This is a genomic window from Wolbachia endosymbiont (group A) of Gastracanthus pulcherrimus (genome assembly GCF_964028265.1).
In the GTDB taxonomy this organism is placed as follows: Bacteria; Pseudomonadota; Alphaproteobacteria; order Rickettsiales; family Anaplasmataceae; genus Wolbachia; species Wolbachia pipientis.
In genome coordinates this window covers 39,895-63,870 of the sequence record NZ_OZ034763.1, presented here as the reverse complement: position 1 = coordinate 63,870, position 23,976 = coordinate 39,895, and the positions used below count along the sequence as shown (strand labels likewise).

The window sequence follows — 23,976 nt, the reverse complement described above, 5'->3', positions numbered from 1 at the left end:
CATGAAAAAGCAAAAAATCCCAATAGCGGTAATAATAACAATAGTTCTACAGACTGTAGGATTCATATGGTGGTTGGCAAAACTTGACTTACGTGTACACATCCATGATAAATTTATAGAAAAAAACCAAGGACTAATCGAAATAGTCTATCGACTTGAAGAGAGAGTGAAAAACCTCACTGAAGAAGTCAACGAACTTGAAGCTATTCACAAACACAAATAAATTTTACAGTGACAAAGTACATTTTATCTGTAGATGGAGGTGGCATTAGAGGGATAATACCTGCCATTATTCTAGCAGAAATTGAATCTAGGACAAAAAAGCCAATTTCCCAGATTTTTGATTTAATGGCAGGAACCTCAACCGGTGGGATTATTGTTGCTGGACTTTGTAAAAGCAATAAACTTCAATACTCTGCCAATGATTTGGTTGAACTTTACCAAGAGTATGGAGCATATATCTTTCAATCATCATTTTGGAGAAAATCAATTGCTTCTTGGCTGAGTGGTTCTCAGTACTCATATAGAAATATGGAATTTATTCTCAACAAATACTTTGGTGAAAGTACTATGGCCGATGTTGCGAGTAATCTACTACTCACCAGTTATGACATTCACAATAGTTGTGAATTTTTCTTCAAAAGTTGGAAAGAAAAAAACATTAAGTTGAAAGATGCACTCAGAGCTACAACAGCTGCTCCAACGTACTTCACACCAAAACGTCTGAAAATTAGCCAAACAGAGAGAGTATTGATAGATGGTGGAGTGTTTGCAAATAATCCAGCGGCTTGTGCATATGCAAGTGGTAAGAGGTTATTTCCAAATGATGAGATTATACTGCTATCAATAGGCACTGGTGGAACAGATAGAAGTATAAAGTATGCTAACTCAAGGAAATTTGGCAAAATAGGGTGGATCAAGCCACTACTGAATGTGATGTTTGCTTCTGGATTGGATTGCGTTGATTATCAACTAGAACAAGTAATAGACGATAAATATATAAGAATACAATCGCAATTGAAAGTAGCATCGACTGAGATGGACAATATTACACTCAAAAATATCAAATCTCTTCAGCAAGAGGCAAATGCAATGATAGAGGACAACCAGAAATTAATAGATAAACTTTGCGATTTCATATCTTAATTTATACCAAGCAAAATTCAACTGAGCCAAAAAAGTTGGTTAGCAAATTCTGCTGGTTAAATCATTAACTAATTTTACTTATATCTTAAACACATTTAATTTTCACACTCACCCAACTCATCAGCAGTTAGGCCACTTGCTCGCACAATAATATCAATAGCAACACCTTCCTTAACTAGATCTTTTGCAATTTTGATTTTCTCTGCTTTTTTAACCTTTTCTTTACCAGTTTGCATTCCTTCAGATAAAGATCTAGCTACCGTATCCAGTAATTCTTGATCCTCAATTTTTTCGCATTTACCTACAAATCTCAAAACTGGCTCATTTTCATATTCTGTTAGTCCAAGAGCTTTAATGTTAACTGATAATGTCTTTGCTATCTTATATAATATTTCAATTGGAATGTCTGTATATCCTCGTTCATAGTCGTGTATTTCTTTAGGTGTTGAACCGATTTTATTTGCCAAGTCCTCCTGAGTGTATTCCCGTATTAATCTCTGCTCTTTTATCCTTTTCCCCACTTTGTAGAGTATAGAATCAGTACAAATTTCTTTCTCTATATCATCATATTCATAAGTAGATAAGCGAGTCACTTGGGAAATAATATCAACTGAAACTCCTTCTTTCACTAGATTCTTTGCTACTTCTATTTTCGCTTCTTCTTGGCTAATTTTCTCGCTAATATATACAAACCTTACTAATGGATACAGCTTCTTGCGTAATTCCTGATCCTTAATTTCTCTATGTATTTTTGTTAGATAGACTATTTCTTTATCCTCATCTTCATACCAACTGTTTTCTCTTAGTACTGTTGGTCCTGGAAGTAGATCTATAACATTGACTGACAATGCTCCTGCTATTATATACGATTCTTTGATTGTAATAGCCTTGCACCCTAGTTCAAAGTTATGTATTTCCTTATGTGTTAAACCAATTTTGCTTGCTAATTTTGCCTGAGTATACCCTTGTACTATCCTACAACCTTCTATTTTTTTCCCTAGCTCGTAGCTCAATATGCTCTGAATTATCATAGATAAATCCTCTAAAAGCTGTTTTTCCTACAGAAGCAAACATATATTCTATCACAAAAAAATCCACTATTGGCTAAGTTTTTATGAAATCACAAAAATTTCTCAATCATATAATTTGATAAGCCTGTCGTTTGCAAGATAATATCAACAGAAATTCCTTCTTTCACTAAATTCCTTGCAACTTCAATCTTCTTTTCCTCTCTGACCTTTTCTCTACAAACATGTATACCTTTAAATAAAGACTTGATTAGCATATCGCGTAATTCTCGACTCTCAATCTTTTTGTATTCTTCTATCAAGTTTGATAGCTTTTCTTCCGCTTCACTATCCTCATCTGATTCGGGAAGTAGATCTATGATACTGATTGATAATACCTTTGCTATTTCATCTAACATTTCAAGTGAGACAGCAGCTCTCCCTTGTTCATACTCGTATATTCCTTGATTTGTTATGCCAACTTTATTCGCCAAATCTTTTTGTGTATATCCTCGTATCAATCTCCACTCTTTTATCCTTTGCCCTACTTTGTATGGAACAGGAATTTTGTTCTCCTCATACTCACCAATAGATAGGTTAGTTGTTCGAGAGATAACATGAGCAGAAGCTCCTACTTTCATCAAACCCCTTGCTACTTCTATTTTTACCGCTTTTCTGCTTCTTTCCTCATTCAAACGAATAAATTTGGTTAATAAATAAAATACCTCGCTTAATTCTTCATCCTTATACCCCTTTACTAAATTTAATATTTCTTCATCTTCAAAATATCTTTTTTCATTTGGTAGTGTCTCTCCACAAACTAGACCTTTAACATTCACTGATAATGCTTCTGCTATGGCATATAACTTCTTAATTGGAATTTTACGGTTCCCTTTCTCATATTGCAGTATTACCCAGTACTTTACACCAATTTTCTTAGCTAAATCCTTCTGAGTATAACCTCGCTCTAACCTCCAATTTTTTACTTTTTGCCCTACCTCACAGTCTAGACTTTTTTCCATACAAAGAACCATACATATAATATTTTCTACTATAGCTCAAAGGCTCCAGATATAATGGTAGACTCTGGAACCTTAAAATAAATGAATTAAAGCCCCCTAAAAGTTTCTTTACTATTTTCACGTACTTTATCTACCCATGAAGACAATTTTTCACTTGGGCTATCAACCTCCTTCATAAGCTGCTTGCTATTCCATATGCCACATCTCATAAAACTTCCCTTTTCTACTGCTTCTTTAAGTTTTACTCCAGCAAAAAGACAATTTTTTCCAATTTCTTCCCCTCTTTGTTGTAGCTCAGCCCACATTTCCTTGTTTTCTACTCTGACTTGTACTTGATCATATTTTTTTACATCATGGTACAATATAATATTTAGTTTACCAGCGCTTGTAGGAATTTCTAACACAACAGAGCTACCATCTGACACATCAACGTAATTTCTTACACCTCCTTCCTCCCTTCTGATCTCAACTGCATTATTACCCATTTTTAAAATATTACTCCCTAACTCTCTCAGTATTTTTGCTACCTCTACCTTGCTATCTTCAGAGAATTCCATAAAAAGCATTTTATTATCTATCTCGATATCTATTAATTCTCCTTCCTGAACAGCACTTTCGCCAGCTTTCTCTAGTTCTTCTAGTTGCTTATCTATCTGTGGCTGAACTTCTGGTTGTAGCTCATTATAGATTTCACCTATCAATTTATTCTCCAATAAAGTATCATGAAACTCTGCACCGCTTAGCATTAATTTACGCATTATCTTTTTACGATCAGCCTTATCAAATTTATGAAAATGTGTACCCAATATTACATACTCAGCAAAGCTCCATTCCCCATCATTACATGCATTTAGCCTTCCTCCAGATGCTAATACTTGGTCTATGGCTTTATGCAATTCATTTACGCTTTTTGCCTCTACTACAGAACTCTTAAACCAGCTTAACTTTTCACTTTCGCTTGCACTTGGCTTTATTTTTTTCAAAGCTGAAGTAAATGGATTTAAATATTCTGCTTGATCGTTTAAAGGTTTTGTACCATATATATAATCAAGCCCTTTTCCATAGTTGATTTGAACGTCTCTATTAGAGGAGGGCACTTCTCCAGGTTTTTTAGCCTTATTAATTTTGCTTACAAAGGTGTTAGTACGACCAATTCCTATAATCGCATTTGATATTTCACCCTTTGATAATCTATCAAGATCAACATTTAATTCGTAAACACCTCCTTCTTGATCATCAAAAGGTACAATTATTTTATTAACCATATTAGCCTCCGCTATTAAATATACTTTACTAAGTCTACAACCGACTTTATTACTTTATTATTAATTTAATGTATACTTTCTCATTAATTATAAGAGATGATTAATGCACTTGCAAATACTTTTTCATTCAAGTAGTTAAACAACTCATGAAAATCTTCAAACATCTGCTTTATAACAGTCCTTGCTCTTTAAAGCTAAAATACCCAACACTTGTGATGATAATGTGATCCAGCAACCTAATCCCTATAGTCTGACAAGCTTTAGCCAAGTCTTTAGTTACAGCTTCATCCTCATCAGATGGCTTTAACCTTCCTTCTGGGTGGTTATGCGATATTATTATTGACGTCGCTTTTCTTATTAATGCCTTTCTTGTTACTTCTCTTATGTAAAAAGGTACCTTATCCACTGTACCAGTGAACACTTCTTCCCCCTTTAAACGGCACTTTTGATCAAAATATATTATTTTCATCTTTTCCTCCTCTGAATAACCAATACTCACCCTTAAATATTTTACGATGGTTTCCAAGTTATCCATTACAGGTCCTTTCTTTAACTCTTCTCTTGGTACCCTCTTTGAAGCTTCCTTTAGGCATAAAATTACTGCTACTGTAGAGTCGGTTATCCCTTCTATAGTTTTCAAGTCATCTATTTCCTGGCCTAAAATTCCTCCTATTCCAAAACTATCTATTAGCTTTCTAGCAATAACTCGAGCTTCTTCCCTGTCATGCACTGCACTTAGAAACGTTTCTATTACTTCACGATCAAGTAGAGCTTTACCGTTGCTTTCTAATGCTCTGAATTCTATTTCTTCTCTACGATCTTTCTTATTGTTCATAAAAATTACCCTTCACTAATAACAAAATATTTTTAATTATTTACTGCTGTTTTTTATCAGCATTGGCATAAAGCCATAGCTTTTGAGTGAAGTCAAATCAATTTTTAAATCTTTTTTACTTATTTTTTCATCAAAAAGTAAAAATGTTAATAGATACTGATTTTTTTATTTTAAATTTGTTGAATTTCGTCTAAAGAGATACCTACTGTTTTTAAAATAATATTGATAGAAATTCCTTCCTTAACTAAATTCTTTGCAATTTTCATCTTTTCTACTCTCTTCACTTTCTCTTTGCAAACTTGTATGCTTTCAAACAGAGATTTTATTAGTACATGACGTAATTCTTGGCTTTTAATCTTTTTGTATTCTTCTATTAACCTTGATAGTTCCACTTCACTATTCTCATTTTCTGTTGTTTCTGGAAGTAGGTCTGTAATACTAATTGATAGTACCTTTGCTATTTCATCTAACATTTCAAGTGAAACACCAGCTCGTCCTTGTTCATATTCATATATTCTTTGATTTATTATGCCCACTTTACTTGCTAAATCTTCTTGAGTGTATCCTCTTCTCAACCTCCATTCTTTTATTCTTTGACCTACTTTATACGGAATAGAAATTTTTTTCTCATCATTATCATATTCATCAATAGATAAACTGGTCGTTTGAGAGATAACATGAGCAGAAACTCCTTCCTTAACTAAACCCTTTGCCACCTCTACTTTTACTGCCTTTCCACTCTCTTCCTCACTAATACGGATGAATTTAGTTAATAAATAAAACGTTTCGCGTAATTCTTGATCCTTAATCTCTTTATGTCTTCTTACTAGATTTAATATCTCTTCTTCCTCATACCTTTCCTCATTTGATACTTCTTGTCCGCAAGCTAGATCTCTAGCAGTTGTTGATAATGCTTCTGCTAATTCATATAACTTCTTAATTGAAATTCTGCGTGTTCCTTTTTCATATTGCAGTATTACCTGATATGTTGTTCCGATTTTTTTTGCTAAATCTTTTTGAGTATATCCCTTTGCTAATCTACGATTTCTTACTTCCTGTCCTATTACTTTGTAATCTAAAAAATTAGAGCATTTATTCTCTTTTTTCACATTTTATACTCCATAACCAGAAGAGCTGTTACGTATACTTAATTGGCAACCTTTTTGACAAACTGAACTCATCTCCTTTCAAACAATTTTTCTATATCACTTAGTTTCATTTCTATATAAGTTGGTCTTCCGTGATCAGAATATGGAGTTTTCTCAATTTGTCTTAGTATCTCATTCATCTCTTCCAATTTCATTTTTCTTCCTGCCCCGTGGCAAGCGATTATGGATGATATTTTGTTCACCTTATCCTCTATTGGTAGCGTATCTTCTATTTCCATTAACTTATCTACTATATCAACTAGCATCTCTTTTATATCTATTGTTCCCAAGATTGCAGGTATTTCTTTTACCCTTACTTTATCTTCTGATTCTATTTCAATACCAAAACCCATTTCAAAAAGCTTATCTTTATAAGTTTTAACCATCTCCATTCCAGCTTGGTTTTTAATTTCAACTATTTCAGGAATGAGAAGTTTTTGTCTTTTTATACTTGTTAAGCACTCGTATATCAATCTCTCATAGGCTGCATGTTGATCTACTATAATCAGCCTATCTCCAGCCTCAGCAATAATGTAAGTATTGTAGACCTGACAGCGTGCATATCCCAGAGGATAATCCTCTATTAAATCAATTTGCTCCCTTTCTAGAACCATAGTTCCCTTTTTTAGTGGAGATTCTCCATATTTAAACGTTTCTGGTAAACTTTGCCTTCTTTCATTTGGTGCATTGAATTCTTTCATTAGACGATTTTCTAAAAGACTTGGTCTCTTTTCATAAAACTCTTTTTGATTTTTTTCCTCTTTACTATTAACCTGCTCTTGGCTATCAAACTCTTCAATACTTTGAGACTCAACATCACTTACTGCGAACCTAGTCGATAATGCTTTTATTATCCCTCTTCTCACTATTTCATATATTAACCTTTTATTCTGAAATCTTACTTCTGATTTATTTGGATGCACATTTACATCTACTTGGTCGTACGGTATTTCTAACTGCAGCACTGCAAAAGGATACTTTCCAGTTGGAATAAAATCTTGATATGCATATCGAATTGCACCAACAAGTAAATTGTCTTTTATTGGCCTTCCATTAACAAACGTATAGATTTGAGTTGAATTGCCACGACTAATAGTTGGTTTACAGATGTGTCCCGTAAGTTTGATTCCTTCTTCTTCCTCTTTAACTTCCAGCGAATTGCTCTGAAATTCTTCTTCTGTTTCACATAGTCTGTTAAAGAATGAAGTTTGTTTAGCGTATTTTAAGAGCTTTTTATTACCTGAATTGAAAGTAAACCCTATTCTATAGTTTATCATTGCTAAGTTGTTTACTATATCAACTATAGCTTGCATTTCCGCTCTTTCGGTTTTCAGAAATTTTAGCCTATTTGGAGTAGCAAAAAACAAATCTCGTACTTCAATATGTGTCCCTTGTGATAAAGAGTAGGGAATAAGCTCCCCTATTTTTTCTCCGCCTTCATACCTTATAGACCATGCTTCCTTTGCTCCACTTGCCTTAGATGATAATTTCATTCTACTTACTGCTGCAATTGAAGGTAGAGCCTCTCCTCTAAACCCAAGGTGCTTGATCTCTATTAACTCACTATCGCTTAATTTTGAAGTGGCATGCCTCATAAATGCTAGTTCTAGATCGTTCTTCTCTATTCCATTTCCATTATCTGTCACAGTGATAAGGTTACGCCCACCACTTTCTATTTTGATCTCTATTTCTGAACTTCCAGCATCTATTGCATTTTCTACTAATTCCTTTACTACACTTGCTGGCCTTTCGATTACTTCACCTGCTGCTATACGATTTATTGTTTTTGTATCTAAAAGAATTATTGCCATATTTCCAACTCTCAGTCTGATGAAGATATAGCTTTAATGTTAATAAAAATCAATCTCTATTAGGCATCTTCACTAATTTCAAAACAGAAATAATTGTAAAAAACCCAGGCCAAAATTTTATGGCAAGCTCTCCTATAGTTTAATTTTAGTTGAATATTTCTTCACAATTGTGTATAATTATTAATGCTTTTTATCTTACTTTCTCATGGCTCTTTCGAAGTTTCTAGATCCAAAACTGGACTTAACCTTTAAGAAAATTTTTGGTACTGAAAAAAATAAGAATATTCTTATCCACTTTTTGAATGATATTTTGGGGTTTACTGAAATAAATACTATACAAGAAGTCGAATTCCTTAGCACCATTATGGACCCTGAAATTGCCTCTGATAAGCAGAGTATTGTCGATGTTCTGTGCAGAGATTCCACTGGGGCCAGATACGTGATTGAGATGCAACTCGCTCGTGATAAAGGCTTCGAAAAACGGGCTCAATTATATGCTGCTAAGGCTTACTCAAGGCAGGCTGATAAAGGTGGTAAGTACATTGATTTAAAGAAGGTTTTCTTTATTGCTATTTCCAATTGTAATTTATTTCCTGATAAGCTTGATTATATATCTAGCCATACCATAAGAGATGAAAAAACTAATGAGCATGATTTAAAAGATTTTCAATTTATCTTCATTGAGCTGCCAAAGTTTCCTAAGAACAGAGAAGAGCAGCTAGAAAATGTGATAGACCGTTGGCTGTTTTTCTTTAAATATGCAGAAGAAACAACTGATGAAGATTTAAGGAAAATAGCAGAAAAATCACCAATAATAAAATTAGCATATGATGAGTTAGATAAATTTCATTGGAATGAGAAGGACTTATTAGCATATGAAGAAAGAGTAATGGATTTACAGAAAGAAGCTGCTATCTTGGAACAAAAACTCGATGATGCTACTGAAAAAGGTAGACAAGAAGGCATCCAAATCGGACATGAAAAAGGCAGAAAAGCAGAGAAAATTGAGGTCGCAAAGAATCTACTTAAAGCAGGAGTTTCTATTGACATTATAACTCAAACTACTGGTCTTTCTGTTGATTATATTGAGAAAATTCAAGAAAAGAAGTTTTAGCCATAACGTTTTTTTATTAAACCCTCTATTCTAGATATTGCAATCCATTCTAATATCTGTACAATGCCTTTTTTACATAAATACTTAATAGGAGGGGTTAATGCCAACACAGAAAGAGCTTCGGGCTACGATGTCCAAAAAATTACAGGAAGCTATTAAACATCCAGATCCAACAGTTACTGCCGGGAGGAAGTCAGCTATCAAGAGATGGGTGGGAGTCCTTTATGACAACTTTATGGAACATATAAAATACTTCAAGGATGATAAGCTGGAGTTTTTGCGTAATGTATTCCAAGATGAAAGTTGCTGGTCAGGTATAAGATTAAATAATGCTGTTTTAGGTCAAAGACTTACTGAAGAAAAAATAGATGGAATAGATAATCCACTTCGCAAATATGAGATGGCTTGTAGTTACTGTGTAGTAGATAAAATTCATCCTCTCTTTCAAAAAAGATTTGAGTTTCTCAAGAACGGTTTTCGTCCTGGTGCGCGTGATGGTAGTGGTAATCCTATAACTGATAAATACGTACGAAACTCCCTACTAGATACTATAAAAAGAAATGGTAGCGTGTTTGATTTCTGGATCGATAGAGAATCTGGGGAATTAAAGAAGTATGATGCAGTAGAAGGTTTTGATAGTGCTGTAAAACTTAAGTGGAGTGAAGGGGTAGAGTATTTTTATAATCATTTAAAAGAAGAAGATAAGGAAAAGAAGCTCACAGAAGCTATTCTTGCTCTTTCTCGTCCTCAATCTGTTGAGAAAGACGCCCCTATTTTAGATTTTTGTGTAAATAAGATAGTCGATAAAGATACTCTTTTACAGAAATTATCACAGAAAGATAAAGGAGTATATTCCCTTTTTGCTGAATTAATAGAGTCATGTTTTTTTGATACGGTTCATGATTTGGTACAGTGCTGGTGTTATAAAGGCGTTTCAGCAGGAGGAGACTGTTTGGACAAAATATTCTCACAGGATGAGTATGACCTTCTTCTTTACTCACTTTCAAATATGATGTTGAAAAATCCTGAGTCAAGCGTTCAAGCTAGGTCTATTATTATGGAAATTTGGAAGTGTGGCCGCTTTGTTGAATACAGAAAGGCTTCTGTTAATACTTCTAATTATACAGTTCCTATAAAAAGTGTACTTGGAGGATTAATAATCAATTGGAAGCGAGAAGATATTCATGAGTCTGATAGGGAAAAAGAAATAGAGAAAAAAGAAATATTGGATATGATGGTATTTGTCAAAGATTGCTTTCCTGAGAAGTTTGAGTCCTTTAAAAAAGTAATAACAAAAGATCTTAGATTACGTGGCAGGGAAGGTAAAAAAGTAAATGTAGATTACGGTCTGTTTGCAGAAGAGTTATTCTCTGAGTTAGAGAAAACAACTTTGCCTCCTGGTCCTGGGGGTGATGGTCCTAGGTATGATTTACGGACTCGATCTCAAGCTCGTAGTAGTAAGAAAACGTCTTTGCCACTTGATGGTTCTGGTGATGGTCCGCAGTCCAAGTTTGAAGCTCCTAGTGTGAGTGGTGTTTCTAGCCGTAGAAAATAGAGGGGTATCTTATATGAATAATGGTGATGGACTTATTAGGAGTTTAGTGGATGGAGGTCTTGAAGGTTTCAGACAAGAGTTTGAATCTTTTTTAGATCAATGTCCATCTTTCTTGTATCATGTGAGTGCAGGTCGTTTCCTTCCTGTATTCTTTTTTAGCATGTTTGCTACTGCACATGCTTCTGGTGTCTTGAATGCAAATGAGAGAATCTATTTTCGTTTTGACAACCATGGTATTGATACATATGGTAGAAATAGAGATACAGGAAACCTAAAAATTGCTGTTTATCGTGACGGACAGCAAGTTGTCAGATGTTACAGTATTTCTGATCGTCCTAATAGTGATGGGTTAAGATTTAGTGAAAGGGAGAGAGATTCTCTAGTACAAGAGATTAGACGGCAAAATCCGAATTTAAGGGCAGAAGACCTAAGTTTTGAGCAATATAAAGTATGCATGTATGGAAAGGGCAAGAGTCAGGGAGAAGCAATTGCGACAGTATTCGAGGTGATTCGTGAAAAGGATTTTAGAGGTAGAGATAAATTTGCCAAGTATTCAGCATCTGAGATTAGCCTTCTTAGGCATATAGAACGTAATAGGCTTATGGAGATTAATGCACCTGCACCACATAGCGTACTTACGGTTAGAGAAATAGGAAGGATGCAACTCAATCAAAATCAACTCGTACAACTTAATAGGCTTGTCAATTTTGTACAAGTAGAACCAGGTCAACAAAGAATTGACGATTTTATGGAAATGCTAGCAAGTAATCAAAGACAAAATATAGAACGTGGAATAGATGAAGAAATTTTACCATACACAACTGACATCTATCATAATTACAGGCAAGTGCTGGAAAATAATATTGAAAATCGCAATCAAAAATTTGAGAGTCACGGGTTTTTATTGGGTTTTTTAGCAAATTTTAGTCACCGCTACACGATAGATATTGACCTTGATTTGTCTTCTGGAAGTTCATATGCTGCTTTTCTTGTACGTCGTCAAGCGGAAAGAGAAAATGTTCCTATTGTTGTTAATCTTGCTACAAATGCACCGTCCAATATCGCATTAAACCGCGCCAGAAGTCACGCTAAAAGATTGCATGTTTCTTCATTTATACTCATCCATACTGAATCAAGACATGCTGTTTGTGTTGACCTAAATTTTCATTTAAATCTAGATCCCTTTAGTGTTGATACGGTAGGGCTTCAACGGGATAGATTTCCTTTATTACAAAGATTATTTGAGTATTTGGAGAATGAAGGAATTAGAGAAAATATTAGGGATTTCTTGCTTCAGCATCTTCCTAATGGAATACCAAGAAATGCAGAGAATTATAACAGAATATTTGATTGTATAACTGGTTTTGCTTTTGGAAGTAGTGCTTTTGATAGGCATCATTTACAACTCGCAGGGGGAGGGGAATTACCTGTAGCAAAGTATGTATTTAGATATAACGATGAGAATTTAAGACGTTTAACTATGGTCTTTCATGGTCAAGGTTCTGATATAGTTATACTTCATATTGGAGCTCACGATTCACAACAACAAGAAGTCATCAATTTACAAACTCTTGATATTGGTAGAAATAATCCTCGTGTATGGGAAGTTTCATGCACACTTAATGACCAACTTGGGCTAGATATTGATCTACCAAATGACCTTGATTTATATCACGATTACCAAAATAATAATGCAAATAATTTTCTTAATGGTGATCTTGTACAAGTGCCTAATGCTGAAAATATACATAATGCTTTAAATCAAGTTATGAATGATGGCTGGAAAAATATAGCTCAGCATAGAGGATTATTTCAAGAGATCTCTGGAGCATTGATGCCGCTTGTGGATACAATAAATGTTAATAGTGAGGATAAGTTCCGTTCTATACTACATGGTACATTTTATGCTAGTGATAATCCTTATAAAGTGCTTGCTATGTATAAAGTTGGTCAAACATATAGTTTAAAAAGGGGTCAGGAAGGAGAAAGGGTAATACTCACAAGAATTACAGAACAGAGATTAGGTCTTTTATTATTAAGACAACCTAGAGAGAATGACCTAGATACTCACCCAATTGGATATGTGTTAAGGCTTGCTAATAATGCAGAAGAAGTAGGACAACAGCAAAATGATGCGAGACAAGAAATCGGAAGACTTAAGAAACAACACAGAGGATTTATACCTATTACTTCTGGAAATGAGGTGGTTTTGTTTCCTATTGTGTTTAATAGAGATGCACACGAAGCAGGTAATCTTATACTTTTCCCAGAAGGGGTAGGAAGAGAAGAGTATGTACACAGGCTTGATCGTCATGTTCGCAGCTCAAGACCAGGAGGATTAGTGGGACCTGAAAGTGTTATTGATGAAAATCCACCAGAAGGTCTATTATCAGATCAGACTCGTGAAAACTTTAGGCGTTTTTACGAAGAAAAAGCACCAGGACAAAATTCGATTTTTTTGCTTGATATAGACGACAATCTACATGTTCCGTTTAGTTACTTGCAAGGTACTAGAGCACAGGCAATAGAAACACTAAAGTCAAGAATAAGGGGAGGTGGTACTCCTGCAGCACAAGGAATATTAGAACGAATAAACAATGTTCTTGGAGATCGTAATAGCATACAAGATGTTAATGATCTAATTACACTAGATTTTGCAACAGACAATGGCTATTATCATTATTGGCTTCAACAACATGATATAACTTATGTTGCAATGACACAAAGATATAATTTCCCAGTTGTGGATGAAATGGGGTTTAATGTTATTGGTATTAGCGGTAATCAGGTCGACGTTTTGAAAACTCATATTAGACATTTTAAAAATTACGGAGATGTAGGACCTCGAAGGTCAATTTTAATTGTTAATTTAGGCGGTAATCATTGGGGCACATTAGTGATTGATTACCGAAATGGGAATTATATTGGTTACTATGCTGACTCACTTGGTCATAATGTTCTAAATAGTGTTAGACGAGTTTTAGAAGATAATAATGTTACTCTCCATAATATTCTTATTGATCAGCAAGGTAATCGGTTAGTACAGCAAAGAGATGGATATAATTGTGGCTTCTGGGCATTAGAAAATGCTAGAGATATTAATGAAGTTTTACAGCAAAATAACAATCTTGGAAACCAAGGTAGAGATGTGTTAGATGAAATGCGTAATTCTCTTACATTAAATGTTCCAGGTCTGAATAATATAGTTGATAAAAACAATCTTAGAAATGAAGAATACTTTAAAGTTCTAAGAAGAGATATCTCAAGAGAACTTCAAGACGTTAATACTAATGCTGGTAGAGCTCGTTCTGATGATGCTGGTAATCCTGATAGTGTCATGTCTTTTATTATAAACAATCAGAATAACCCTGAAATCCGTCGCTTACTATTAGAATACTTAGCGTCTTTTCGTCCACAGTTATCACATTTCAATAAAGAGCAACAGGCAGCACTTTTGCAGTTTGTATCCAGCAGCTTTCCAAATGCATCTATTGAATTAGTGAAACAAGGCCTTTATTTGCCTTCTTTTGAAGAGCGAGGAGTTAATGTTAATGGTAAATGCGTAGCAACTACCCGTGGTTTATCTCAAGCTTTATCTTTACACGAAAACAAATCATTTTTGAATACTCTAAAAACTTCAACTGAAATTTATGAGCGTATAGCTCAAGGTAAGCAGATATCTAGAAAGGAAGAAAAAGAGGCTTTTACTTTTAGTAAGCTGCTTAGTAGTTTTGAAGAGCAGGTAGATTGTGTTACAAGCACTTTGCCTTCAAGTTTAACTCATAGTAGGAGTTATAAAATGTTTAGTAATTTATCAAATTATATAGCTGAAATTAATGATGATTTTGCTCTTCATTTAGTAACAAGTAACCATGTTGTAGCCATTTACAGAATAGGTGATAATTACGCGTATTTTGATAGCAATGCGGCATTTATTTCTGAACTAAAAAGCGTTGATCAGCTTATGCAAGTTGTGGAAAAAGGAATAGAATTTGCTGGCTATGAAATAGGAGAAAAAGGCTTTCTCATTGAACACTTTAATGTTAATCAAGCTAATGACCTACTAGCTGATAAAGATAAGCAAACCTTAACAAAAGAAATACAAACAGAACGACAACTTCTTGCAAAACAAGATAAAGAGCTTGGCCTTATTAAAATTAATGGTCAAGAAGTATCCAGAGTACGATTATATGACTTTGGGACTAAAATCAATGTAAAAGGTAGCGTACCGTTGCTTATTAATGCTGATATGAAGTTAAATAGTGAAAAATTTCTAGATTATTTAGATAAAAAAGAAGTGAGCATGACAGCTAGAGAATATCTTGATAACTTACAAAATAGCAAAAATGTAAAAGAGGTAGTACAAGCAACCAAAGCAATTCCTTTTGAAGGTTCGAATCGAGAAGTTAAGGAAGCAGAACATAAGCGTAGCCCAGAGCTTAAGTTTTCTATGAAGCAATTAATAGAATATCTTTTGACTGCTATAATTAGTAGTAAGCAGAAAAGCCAACTGTCAGAGAATAATAGCAAATCAGATTGTAATCCTAATCATTATCTGGATAGTGTAACAATAAATAATCAATCGAAGGAGTCACAAAGGTATCAATCTGTTTCTTTCTGAAGTTGTAAAATTTCATCTACAGAAAGATGCCGTCTTGTAGTTCAACAAGAAAATTATAAAAATTGAATCTTAAGTTATGTTGTGAAATAAAAAATACTTTCTATTTGCACCATGTGTAGAGGTGTATAAATTATAGTCAGTGTATATCTTGTGTGGTAGAGAAGTTAAGAATATTTTTCACAAAAAGGACGATACCAATAAAAAGGATTTTATTCTATTGGGGATAAAAACTGTTATAAATTTTCCCGTTATTTCCGAGTTCAATAATATTAATTTAGCAATATTTTTATTAATATCTTAAGTAATATAATCATGTTTAGCAACCCAAAACAGGTAAGTGTGAGAATCGTTCGTTTTGGGATGCGTTGGTCTAGAGTTAAGATCTTGGATATTTTTGAGCACCTTTAGTAAGTAAGCGTTTCCTCCATTTTCAAGTTTGAGGTTTAGTCACTATTTGTATTGCTCTGCCTCTGGTGCTCTCTCCTTTGATAGTAATTTTTATATCATTACACTCCAAATATAGTATGTTGTACAATGTTATGCAAAAGAGTATAATAAACAAATACTTTACAAGAAAAAGTGGTAGTGGAGGCAAAAGTGAACATTAAAAGGAAAGCGCATACTAGAGTTTGAAAAAGCAGCAAGAATATTATTGAAAGGTTAAATAGCACATGATATAATACATATAGTGTAAAAATGCAAGTAATTTTATTAACATCTTTACGTTAACACTTCTTAAATGTTTAGTACTGTAGAACTAAATTATTAGGTTTTATGAAGGGAGTAAAAATGGTGGAAAGCTTTTCAGATAATAACGGAAACGGTAGCTCGATCTTCCAAGGAAAAATCAGGGAGCAAGATTTCTCTGCAGAGCAGAAGTTAAATGAACTAAAAGCAGCCGTAGAGGAGCTCACCAGACAAGATTTCCTCAGGAGGCTCGAGTGTGAGCGTCAGGCTTCTAGTTATGTCGATGAAATGTCATCTCAAGCAGAGCTACATATCGGAGAAGGTGATGATGAGGGTTACTTCAATTGTGAAAAACCACTGGAAGATTTCTGGAATTTCTTTGAATCTCTCTTTAACCTCTTTGAAGTAGATGTAGATCCGAAAATCTACCAAATGCTCAAGGAGAAGAAAGAAAAAAATTGGCTTCTTTCGATAATTAAATTTATGCGTGACAAGCTTAAGGAGTTAATCAAGAAGATTTTTGCACGCGATTTAAGTTTCAATCAGAGGTTGGACAAAGAGATAAAAGAATTACAAGAGAAATTAGGCAGTGGTGAGTTATCAGAAGAAGAGTTTGCAAGGGCGTTAGAAAGATTAACTGCATTGCAAGATCTGAAACTCAAGTTACAGCTGGCCGTTGTCGGATGGATTGTTACAATGTTCGCAGAAATGTTTGGAGTTGAGTTGGTGGCTGCGGTAGAGGCATCTACAGAAAAAGAAGATAAAAAAGCAGAAAAAACATCATTAGAAGCAATTAAAGAAGTTCATGAAGAAGTAGAAATCAAGGTAGATGAAAGAGAAAAGCCTAAAGTGCCAGTTTCCCTTTTTGAGGTTTCACCAGGATTTGTAAGGCCAGTTGTTCTGAGCAAACCAGATCTTGAAATTGCGTCAGATCCTTTGAAACATCTATTGCGTCTTGCTGAGCTTGAAAGAAAATCTCATGAAAATTCACAAAAACCAAAAGTGGAAGAAGAGAAAAAAGCGAAGCCAGAGGAACCGAAGAAAGAGGTGTGTCCACCTGCTCCAAAGACTGCAGCGAATACAACGGGGGTGAGAAAGGGAAGAAATTATTTTCAAGGATGCGATGGTAATTGGATAAAAAAGACAGAGCAAAATAACAATAATACCTATCAAGCTTCAAGCCAATCTGCTCAAAGCTTTGTTTCTGACAAAAAAGCTTCGAATCAATCTACTAAGAGTCCTGTCCCTAATGGAAAAGCTTTGAACACTCAAGACTCTATTATTCCTAGCAAAGACGCTCCCGAACAATCTGCTAAAAGCTCTGTTGCTGATTGTGGATTTGATTTTACTAACATGGGTACTTGGAATGGTGCTGAGAATGAACCTAAGCAATGCTCTGTGGGTGGTGCTCAAGAATATCCTAGATCAAAAGTTACTGATGTATTGAATGAACGTGCAGCAAGAGGAAATGGTAATGCACCATCGAGATAGCTAGTGTTAGCTACTTAGATGACAAAGAAGACTGGATCCCAGTACTGGATGACGCCCTTCCTAGTTGGGATGACAAGAAAAAGAGGTACTGGTATGCATTAAAAGAGTAGGAGTTGATGGCAAAAAGAAACACAGGCGTCATTCAGCGTCTTTTTTTGTCACTCCAGTGTCCCTTTCTTGTCATTCCAGTGCGTGACACTGGAATCCAGGATGTGCATTGGGTTTGATAAGTGTAGGGTTTTATGTTAAGAGGGAGTGTTTTTGATGAAATTGCAAAAAAGACTAGATCCCAGTGTCTGGGCACTGGGAGGACAGGAAGAGGAGGCACTGGAATCCAGGGGCATATAGATAGATGTCGACAGTTCGTCATTCCGCTACGTGTTAGCGGAATCTAGGAAACTTAAGTTTTATGAATAAAGAATGAATAAAATTTTATGCTAAAAAATATAAAAAAAGTGCTTGCACTACAATTTATTTTTAGTATATTAGTTACATAATATTTTTACTTGGGAGTCAATATGCATAGCGGTAATGATAAAAAAGGTTTTGATGCTGAAAAGTGGAAACGTGAAAATCCAGGTCCAGGTGGTGGGAGATTGCTGCGAATCGAAGGAGCAAGGTTTGATGATCATAGTGACGCAGCCAGAAGAGTAGAAGAAAGGAGGCGTCAGTCTGAGCAGAAAAACAATCCTGGTGGTCCTAGACGTTAAGTAAAGGGTAGTTGTTGTAATTTAAAAATGAGGAGGTTGGTATGCCTAATACAAAAACAGTAAGGGCGTTGATTAACGCTTTTAATGTACATAATTATAATCGTAACACAGTTGAAACTAATTTTACGCTGCAAAGCAGGGGCAAGAAGGACTATATCGTAGTCTCATTTGAGAAGAGTATGGATACGTATCAGTGTAGAAGATATCTGGACAGTATAAAAAGGAAGATAATACGTGAATTCTACGGCATTGAAGAAAGTAATGATGCAGAAATATTGGATACAGCTAAGCTGATTTTTGATGTTAATTCTTTCCCGTTTGATATCAGTGATAGAGACTGGTCTTGGGATGAACAGCATGGGTTTAAGTTTGTAACACCTGTAGATAAAGGTGTAATTTTTAATTTAAAGTCTCACTTGGCTGCTTCACTTGCAAAGGATGTTATAGAAGGCATGCCAACTTGTAACATTAGGGCATCTGACAGGAAAGGTTATTTATGGTACGGTGAATTTGATAATAAAAGATTACGTCAGCAATTTGAGCGTGAGTTTTTATCAAGGATGAGGGAAAGATATGAGAATGCTCCTAAGAACCCTCTGAAGGTTGAAGGCAATAGTGTATATATCAGGGACGTTTTTGATGACGCTCGTTTTATTGATAGTGTAGTAAGGTATAAGACATGGCTTGAAGGTATGTATCTTGGAGTTGACAGTAGCACTAATCATAGAGTGAAGTTATTTAAAGATATGATAATAGAATCTATTAGTCAATCGACAGGAGTGACAATATATGGCTTTGTATGTGCTTCCCCTTTAGATAGAAAAGAGGCATCAGTTCTTGTGCCTGTTATACTAGATGATAAAGGAGCTAGATTATTAACACACGAAGAAGCTCTTAAACTAAATTATGCATTTAATAATGTTGTGCTTGGTGATCTTAATAGTAAAACTCAAGCAAAATTATCAGTGAATGGAAGCAATGTAGTGTATGGCATAGACTTTTCTAATCCAGAAATTTCTCACTGTGTGATAACCAAAATAATAGAAAGCTCTGTAATCAACAAAGACCATGAACTGGCCATTGACCCTGAGCGAGCATTGTCGCCTGTACAGTCGCCATTCAATTCTCCTATGCATGCAGGACCGAGTGGACTAAGAACACCGCCCAACCGAAGGAAAACAGATACAGACAGTGGTTATGATAGTAATTCACCTCCGAAACCTAAGGATTCTGGTGCACGGTCTTCAAGTGGTGGTCCAGGGCCATCGACTCAACTGTCAGAGATGGAATGGGAGTCTCCCACACGAAGTCAGGATGGAGTATTAAAGGAGTCTCCCGGGCAAGGGTTGGTTTCTGTGCCGCAGTTGGATCCGTTAGATGTTGCTGGAACGAGTGGTGGGCCATTGACACGTCTGAGTTCTACTGCAGTTAGTGGTGGTGTTCGAGAGACATCTTCATCAGTGCAATCTGTAGGTACTGTTCAAAATGTGCAAGCAGGAACTAGTGCTTGGTCTCAGCCAATAAACCCTTGGTCATCATCGGCTTCAAGTGCAGGATTATGGTCATTGCCACAGATTAGACCTTCATCATCGAAAGGTGCTAATGAAGGTGTGCAAACAGGGAAGAGTATCTGGTATGCGTCATCATCACATTCTCCAGATGTTGAAGATGTAAAGAGCATTTTTAGTGTGGAACCTGAAAAACAGCAAGTTAGTGGTGAGTGTTCTGAAGCAAAGTCAAAAGAGAGTGAATCTCCGAAGAAACATAAGGGTGGTTTCCTCTGTAAAGAAAGATGGTTGCCACTAACAAATTTCTCATCTTTTAAGCGACATAGTGTAGAGCGTGATACGATGTATTCAAGTAAAAGTGATCTTGTGTATCATGTAACTAAAAAACCACCTGTGTCTAAGCCATTTTTTTCATTCCCAACTAGAATAAAAGCAAAAAGTAATCCACCCTCAGAAGTGACTTCTCCTACGCATGAAGGTGGACCAGAGTGGCAACAACGTCTTAATCCTGATCAGAGAGAGAAACTACGCCCACTTCTTTCTCCTGAGCTGCAAAAGAAGCTAGACTCCAACTCTCTTTCCCCTGAGGATGAGCAGCTTAAACACTTGCTGTATACTCCTAGTGGGCAAGAGAAGATGAAAAAAAATTTCGAGAGTCAGGAAGAGAACTTAAGGCGATCTGTAAACGCACAATTACCTGCTAACCCTAGTTCTAAAAAAGTTGATAGAGGTAGTGGTTTTTGTTCTATGGGTTCTCCTGCTGTGCCACATAAGGGAAGTGTCTCTTCAAAGGTTAAAGAGTGTGATCTGCAACAGGCAAAGTATATGTCAAAAGCTTTGGAGAAAAATTGAGGTTTTTAGATATACCTCAGCCACCCAAGTGTTTTATTAGGGTTGAGGCCAAAGTCTCTGACCCTAAAGGCGCTGGTGTTAATTTTTCTTATCCACTGTAAATATTGTACCGTACTGTCCACCTGATCATCATAACGGACTTCTGGGAACATTAAAATCTCATACTCAAAATCATTGAGCCATACCGCTATAACTAATTTCTTAAAATCTTACCTGAATAACTTAACCCCTAAAGCTACTTCTCTATTCTGCTGCAAACGAACTTGCGTAAGATTAGTAGATAGATCATCCTTAATAGTCTCGGTTGGCTCTGTAGGTACATTACCATTTTTCTTAAAACCTTTAGCTTCTATAGCTTCCAGAACACTTTTTCCTCCCAAAAGACAGTTTTCTCCTAAACTTTTCTTCTCAGCTTTTAACTTGTTAAGCCTTGCTTCGCTCTTCTCATCAATTTCTATTTCTATTTTATTACCACCTTTCTTACTAGGATTCAGATAAATACTAATCTCTCCTACCTCAGTGGTAAAAGACATTTCAATGCTACCTTCTAAGATATCTTTATAATTTCTTTTTCCGCCTACGCTTTCAACTCTTACTATACTCTCCCCAATTTGAAGTATGCCGACTTTTAAATTTAAATCTTTATCTTTTAAAGCTTCAGCTTTGTTAAAGATTTTCACAGGTTCAACAATACTATCTTGTGGATATTCTATACAAAAGTGCCCGTTATCTATTTCTGCTTTAAAGTCATACTCATGAGTTTGCTTATTATTTTTGTTTACAATACTTTCATACGCTAAATTATTAAGTCTTGAAATATTTTTATCCCTTTTGCTTAAAATATCTTCATCCTTGCAAATTATATTTACAAAATCATCATGCTCGTTTTGAGTGAATTCATTTAAAGTTGCACCTCCTAATATTATATGTGACATCTTTGTCCGTTCTATGAATTCAGGAATCCGAGTAGTATCATATGACAAAAATAGTTTTTGCAATGTACTAATCATAAGGTCCACAAAGGATTCGTAGTTTTTATATGGAAAAGTGAACATTACTCCTTGATCCAGCGCTTGGCGTATAACTTCATCAAATTCTTCTTCACATTTTTTATAATAATCTTCATCTTTATCGCAAGTTTTATCTAGATCACCATGAATTTCGTATATTTTTTGCCAAACACTGTCATACTTTTCTCTTTCTACTTTATTCAGTTTTATTTTAGCTAAAGAAAAAGAATCTTTTTTTCGTATTACGTTTATGTTTCCATCATATCTTAAATGACTGTAGCGTGTACCACAACTTGTATCATAATGATCATAGTCCGAACTGTCTTCTGAGTCCTCACTCTCTGACGAACTACTAACTTCTAGCAACTCTGAGCTTTTCTGTTGATCTTTAAAAATCCGGTTGTCGTTGTTAGGGCTCTTTGCCGGATTCTCTTCATTTCCACGAGAATCATCTGAACCATGGCCCTGATCCTTTTTTGCATTACAATCACTCAATTCAGCAGGCTTTGCCTGACTATCATCACCAGAGCTATTTGAACAATCGTTTCTTTCACCTACCGAACTATCAGGTGTTGCCGGATTCCCTTTATTTTCATGAGAATCATCTAAACTATGGCTCGAATCCTCAATAGCTTGACGGCACTCATCTTCAGTAGCATATTCAGATGGTGGAGTCTTTCCACTTTGACCTTGCACATTTGGATTAGCACCCGCTCCTAAAAGAAGTTCTCTAGCTTGAAGGCAGTTATTTTTAGCAGCATAATGTAACGGAGTCTTTCCACTTTGATCTCGCACATTTGGATTAGCTTTTATTACTTCTAAAAGAAACCTTATACCGCTAGTATCGTTACATTCAGCAACGTAATGTAACAGAGTTTTTCCATCTTCTCGGTTTTGTACATTTGGATTAGCTCCTGCTTCTAGAAGAAGACTTATACGTTGAACATAATTACCTAATAGATTTCTATCGATTGCTACCTCATTTAAAATGTTAAATAATTTTTCATCTTGGTTCTGTATATTTGGGTCAGCTTCTGCTCCTGAAGGAGACGTTATATCTTGAATATTGCTGTCGCTTTTTTGCTGACCTAAAATGTTAAGTGGATTTTTATTTGATCTTGCTACCTCAACCATATTTTATAACCATTACTCACTAATTCTTTAGTGGTTACCATAGTACACAGGTAAGTATAGCATTTCTCATAATAGTCCGAACAGGTCATAGGAAGGCAGAATCAACAGCACGACGAAAGGATTCGAATAGAGGAATGTTTTTTCTGGCTCTGTTTTTTATAGCAAACCAATGATGCTCAATTTTGTTGAAATCTGGAGAATAAGGCGGCAGATACAAAATTTCTGCACCAACTCCTTTAGCAAGCTCGATAATCTTATCAGACTTATGAAAAGTAGCATTGTCAAGAATGACAGTCTGTCCAGGTTCCAAGATCGGTGTCAAAAATTGCTCAAACCATCCATTAAAAACATCCATATTACAGTGGCCTTCAAAGGTTAACGGAACAACTATCTTTCTTCCACTTAAGGCTGCAACCATACTGATTCGTTGAGTTTTCTTTCCAGATTTTAAGGCATAAAACCGCTGTCCTTTCTGGCAATATCCGTAAGGGTAGTCTTCGGTGTTATCAATGCCAGACTCATCTATATACACTAAGTTTTTAGGTTCTTTTGTCGCTATAATTTTCAAAAATTCAGCACGTTTTTCTTCGTTTCTTTCCTTGTATCCATATGTCTTTTTTTGCGCGTAAATCCAATTTTTTTAAGGGCTCGATAGATCGTTTGGATACTAACGTTGTTCCAAAGTTTAGCCATTTCCGATAGAGTCTTTCCTCCGTGTTCTCTGGCAAATTTGGCAAAGGTATCCCAGTCGGTAATTTTGTGATTGTAACCCCCATTTCCAAGTTTTTTTGATTGAAAGTCTCCTGTTTCTTTTCTTCTTTGCTGCCACTCCCATAAAGTAGTTCGTCCAATCTTAAATCTTGCTGCCACTGTTTCTCTGCTTTCTCCTTCGTCTAGCGCTTCCATTGCTTTTTTTCTTAAATCATAACTATATGCTGCTGGCATTCAACCTCCTTATCATCATCTACCCTTATCCTATCACATCCGGACTTTTATGGAAAGAGCTATAAATAAAAAAATACACCTTTCCTTCTTGTATCTTGAAAAAAGCATCTAATGT

General features: G+C 35.3%; 17 protein-coding genes and 1 pseudogene. 9 read left to right on the top strand and 9 right to left on the bottom strand.

What is annotated here, in order from left to right; genetic code table 11:
- Window position 1 precedes the first annotated feature (1 nt).
- Together ABWU47_RS00295 and ABWU47_RS00290 are read left to right on the top strand one after the other, a co-directional pair.
- Complete coding sequence (locus tag ABWU47_RS00295; protein WP_015589022.1) at window positions 2-223, top strand: hypothetical protein; 222 nt, start codon at window positions 2-4, stop codon at window positions 221-223.
- Window positions 224-231: 8 nt separating this feature from the next.
- A complete protein-coding gene (locus tag ABWU47_RS00290) occupies window positions 232-1,146 on the top strand; it encodes a patatin-like phospholipase family protein (RefSeq protein ID WP_019236454.1) in 915 nt (304 codons plus the stop codon).
- A gap of 95 nt (window positions 1,147-1,241) precedes the next feature.
- On the opposite strand, the gene ABWU47_RS00285 is transcribed toward ABWU47_RS00290, so the two are convergent.
- The 6 genes from ABWU47_RS00285 to mutL all read right to left on the bottom strand — a co-directional run bounded on the left by ABWU47_RS00285 (window position 1,242) and on the right by mutL (window position 8,234).
- Window positions 1,242-2,177, bottom strand: coding sequence for a helix-turn-helix transcriptional regulator (locus tag ABWU47_RS00285; RefSeq protein WP_353285662.1), 936 nt, complete (start codon window positions 2,175-2,177; stop codon window positions 1,242-1,244).
- Between the two features lie 89 nt (window positions 2,178-2,266).
- Window positions 2,267-3,175, bottom strand: coding sequence for a helix-turn-helix domain-containing protein (locus ABWU47_RS00280; RefSeq protein WP_353285661.1), 909 nt, complete (start codon window positions 3,173-3,175; stop codon window positions 2,267-2,269).
- Between the two features lie 86 nt (window positions 3,176-3,261).
- On the bottom strand, window positions 3,262-4,440 hold the full coding sequence (locus ABWU47_RS00275; protein WP_353285660.1) for a hypothetical protein: 1,179 nt from the start codon (window positions 4,438-4,440) through the stop codon (window positions 3,262-3,264).
- A gap of 169 nt (window positions 4,441-4,609) precedes the next feature.
- Window positions 4,610-5,275: a RadC family protein gene (locus ABWU47_RS00270; RefSeq protein WP_353285659.1), complete on the bottom strand. Its 666-nt coding sequence runs from the start codon at window positions 5,273-5,275 to the stop codon at window positions 4,610-4,612.
- 170 nt (window positions 5,276-5,445) lie between these two features.
- Window positions 5,446-6,384, bottom strand: coding sequence for a helix-turn-helix domain-containing protein (locus ABWU47_RS00265; RefSeq protein WP_353285658.1), 939 nt, complete (start codon window positions 6,382-6,384; stop codon window positions 5,446-5,448).
- A 68-nt stretch (window positions 6,385-6,452) separates the two neighbouring features.
- Entirely contained in the window at window positions 6,453-8,234 is a 1,782-nt protein-coding gene (mutL, locus tag ABWU47_RS00260) for a DNA mismatch repair endonuclease MutL (RefSeq protein ID WP_353285657.1), read from the bottom strand.
- Window positions 8,235-8,439: 205 nt separating this feature from the next.
- Here mutL and ABWU47_RS00255 point away from each other — a divergent pair, with 205 nt between their 5' ends.
- The 7 genes from ABWU47_RS00255 to ABWU47_RS00220 all read left to right on the top strand — a co-directional run bounded on the left by ABWU47_RS00255 (window position 8,440) and on the right by ABWU47_RS00220 (window position 20,772).
- Window positions 8,440-9,348, top strand: coding sequence for an Rpn family recombination-promoting nuclease/putative transposase (locus ABWU47_RS00255; RefSeq protein WP_353285656.1), 909 nt, complete (start codon window positions 8,440-8,442; stop codon window positions 9,346-9,348).
- Window positions 9,349-9,448: 100 nt separating this feature from the next.
- A complete protein-coding gene (locus ABWU47_RS00250) occupies window positions 9,449-10,903 on the top strand; it encodes a cytoplasmic incompatibility factor CifA (RefSeq protein WP_353285655.1) in 1,455 nt (484 codons plus the stop codon).
- A 13-nt stretch (window positions 10,904-10,916) separates the two neighbouring features.
- Window positions 10,917-15,524, top strand: coding sequence for a cytoplasmic incompatibility factor CifB (locus ABWU47_RS00245; protein ID WP_353285654.1), 4,608 nt, complete (start codon window positions 10,917-10,919; stop codon window positions 15,522-15,524).
- Between the two features lie 774 nt (window positions 15,525-16,298).
- On the top strand, window positions 16,299-17,702 hold the full coding sequence (locus ABWU47_RS00240; RefSeq protein WP_353285653.1) for a hypothetical protein: 1,404 nt from the start codon (window positions 16,299-16,301) through the stop codon (window positions 17,700-17,702).
- 242 nt (window positions 17,703-17,944) lie between these two features.
- Window positions 17,945-18,097, top strand: a complete 153-nt coding sequence (locus ABWU47_RS00230) for a hypothetical protein (protein ID WP_353285774.1) — start codon at window positions 17,945-17,947, stop codon at window positions 18,095-18,097.
- Window positions 18,098-18,220: 123 nt separating this feature from the next.
- Window positions 18,221-18,412 carry a hypothetical protein gene (locus tag ABWU47_RS00225; RefSeq protein WP_353285652.1) on the top strand — a complete coding sequence of 64 codons (192 nt, stop codon included), beginning with the start codon at window positions 18,221-18,223 and terminating at the stop codon, window positions 18,410-18,412.
- Between the two features lie 41 nt (window positions 18,413-18,453).
- Window positions 18,454-20,772, top strand: a complete 2,319-nt coding sequence (locus tag ABWU47_RS00220; RefSeq protein ID WP_353285651.1) for a hypothetical protein — start codon at window positions 18,454-18,456, stop codon at window positions 20,770-20,772.
- Between the two features lie 5 nt (window positions 20,773-20,777).
- Here ABWU47_RS00220 and ABWU47_RS07050 read toward each other — a convergent pair.
- From ABWU47_RS07050 to ABWU47_RS00210, 3 genes and pseudogenes are all read right to left on the bottom strand, one after another.
- Window positions 20,778-20,960: pseudogene (locus ABWU47_RS07050) on the bottom strand (hypothetical protein); the annotation flags it as partial.
- Between the two features lie 21 nt (window positions 20,961-20,981).
- The gene (locus ABWU47_RS00215; protein WP_353285650.1) at window positions 20,982-22,916 is read right to left on the bottom strand and encodes an ankyrin repeat domain-containing protein; all 1,935 of its coding nucleotides are present in this window, start codon (window positions 22,914-22,916) and stop codon (window positions 20,982-20,984) included.
- A gap of 85 nt (window positions 22,917-23,001) precedes the next feature.
- A protein-coding gene (locus tag ABWU47_RS00210) for an IS630 family transposase (protein ID WP_264705388.1) occupies window positions 23,002-23,861 on the bottom strand; the annotation gives its coding sequence in 2 pieces (ribosomal slippage) (window positions 23,002-23,537 and window positions 23,537-23,861; 861 coding nt in all).
- Between the last annotated feature and the right edge of the window lie 115 nt (window positions 23,862-23,976).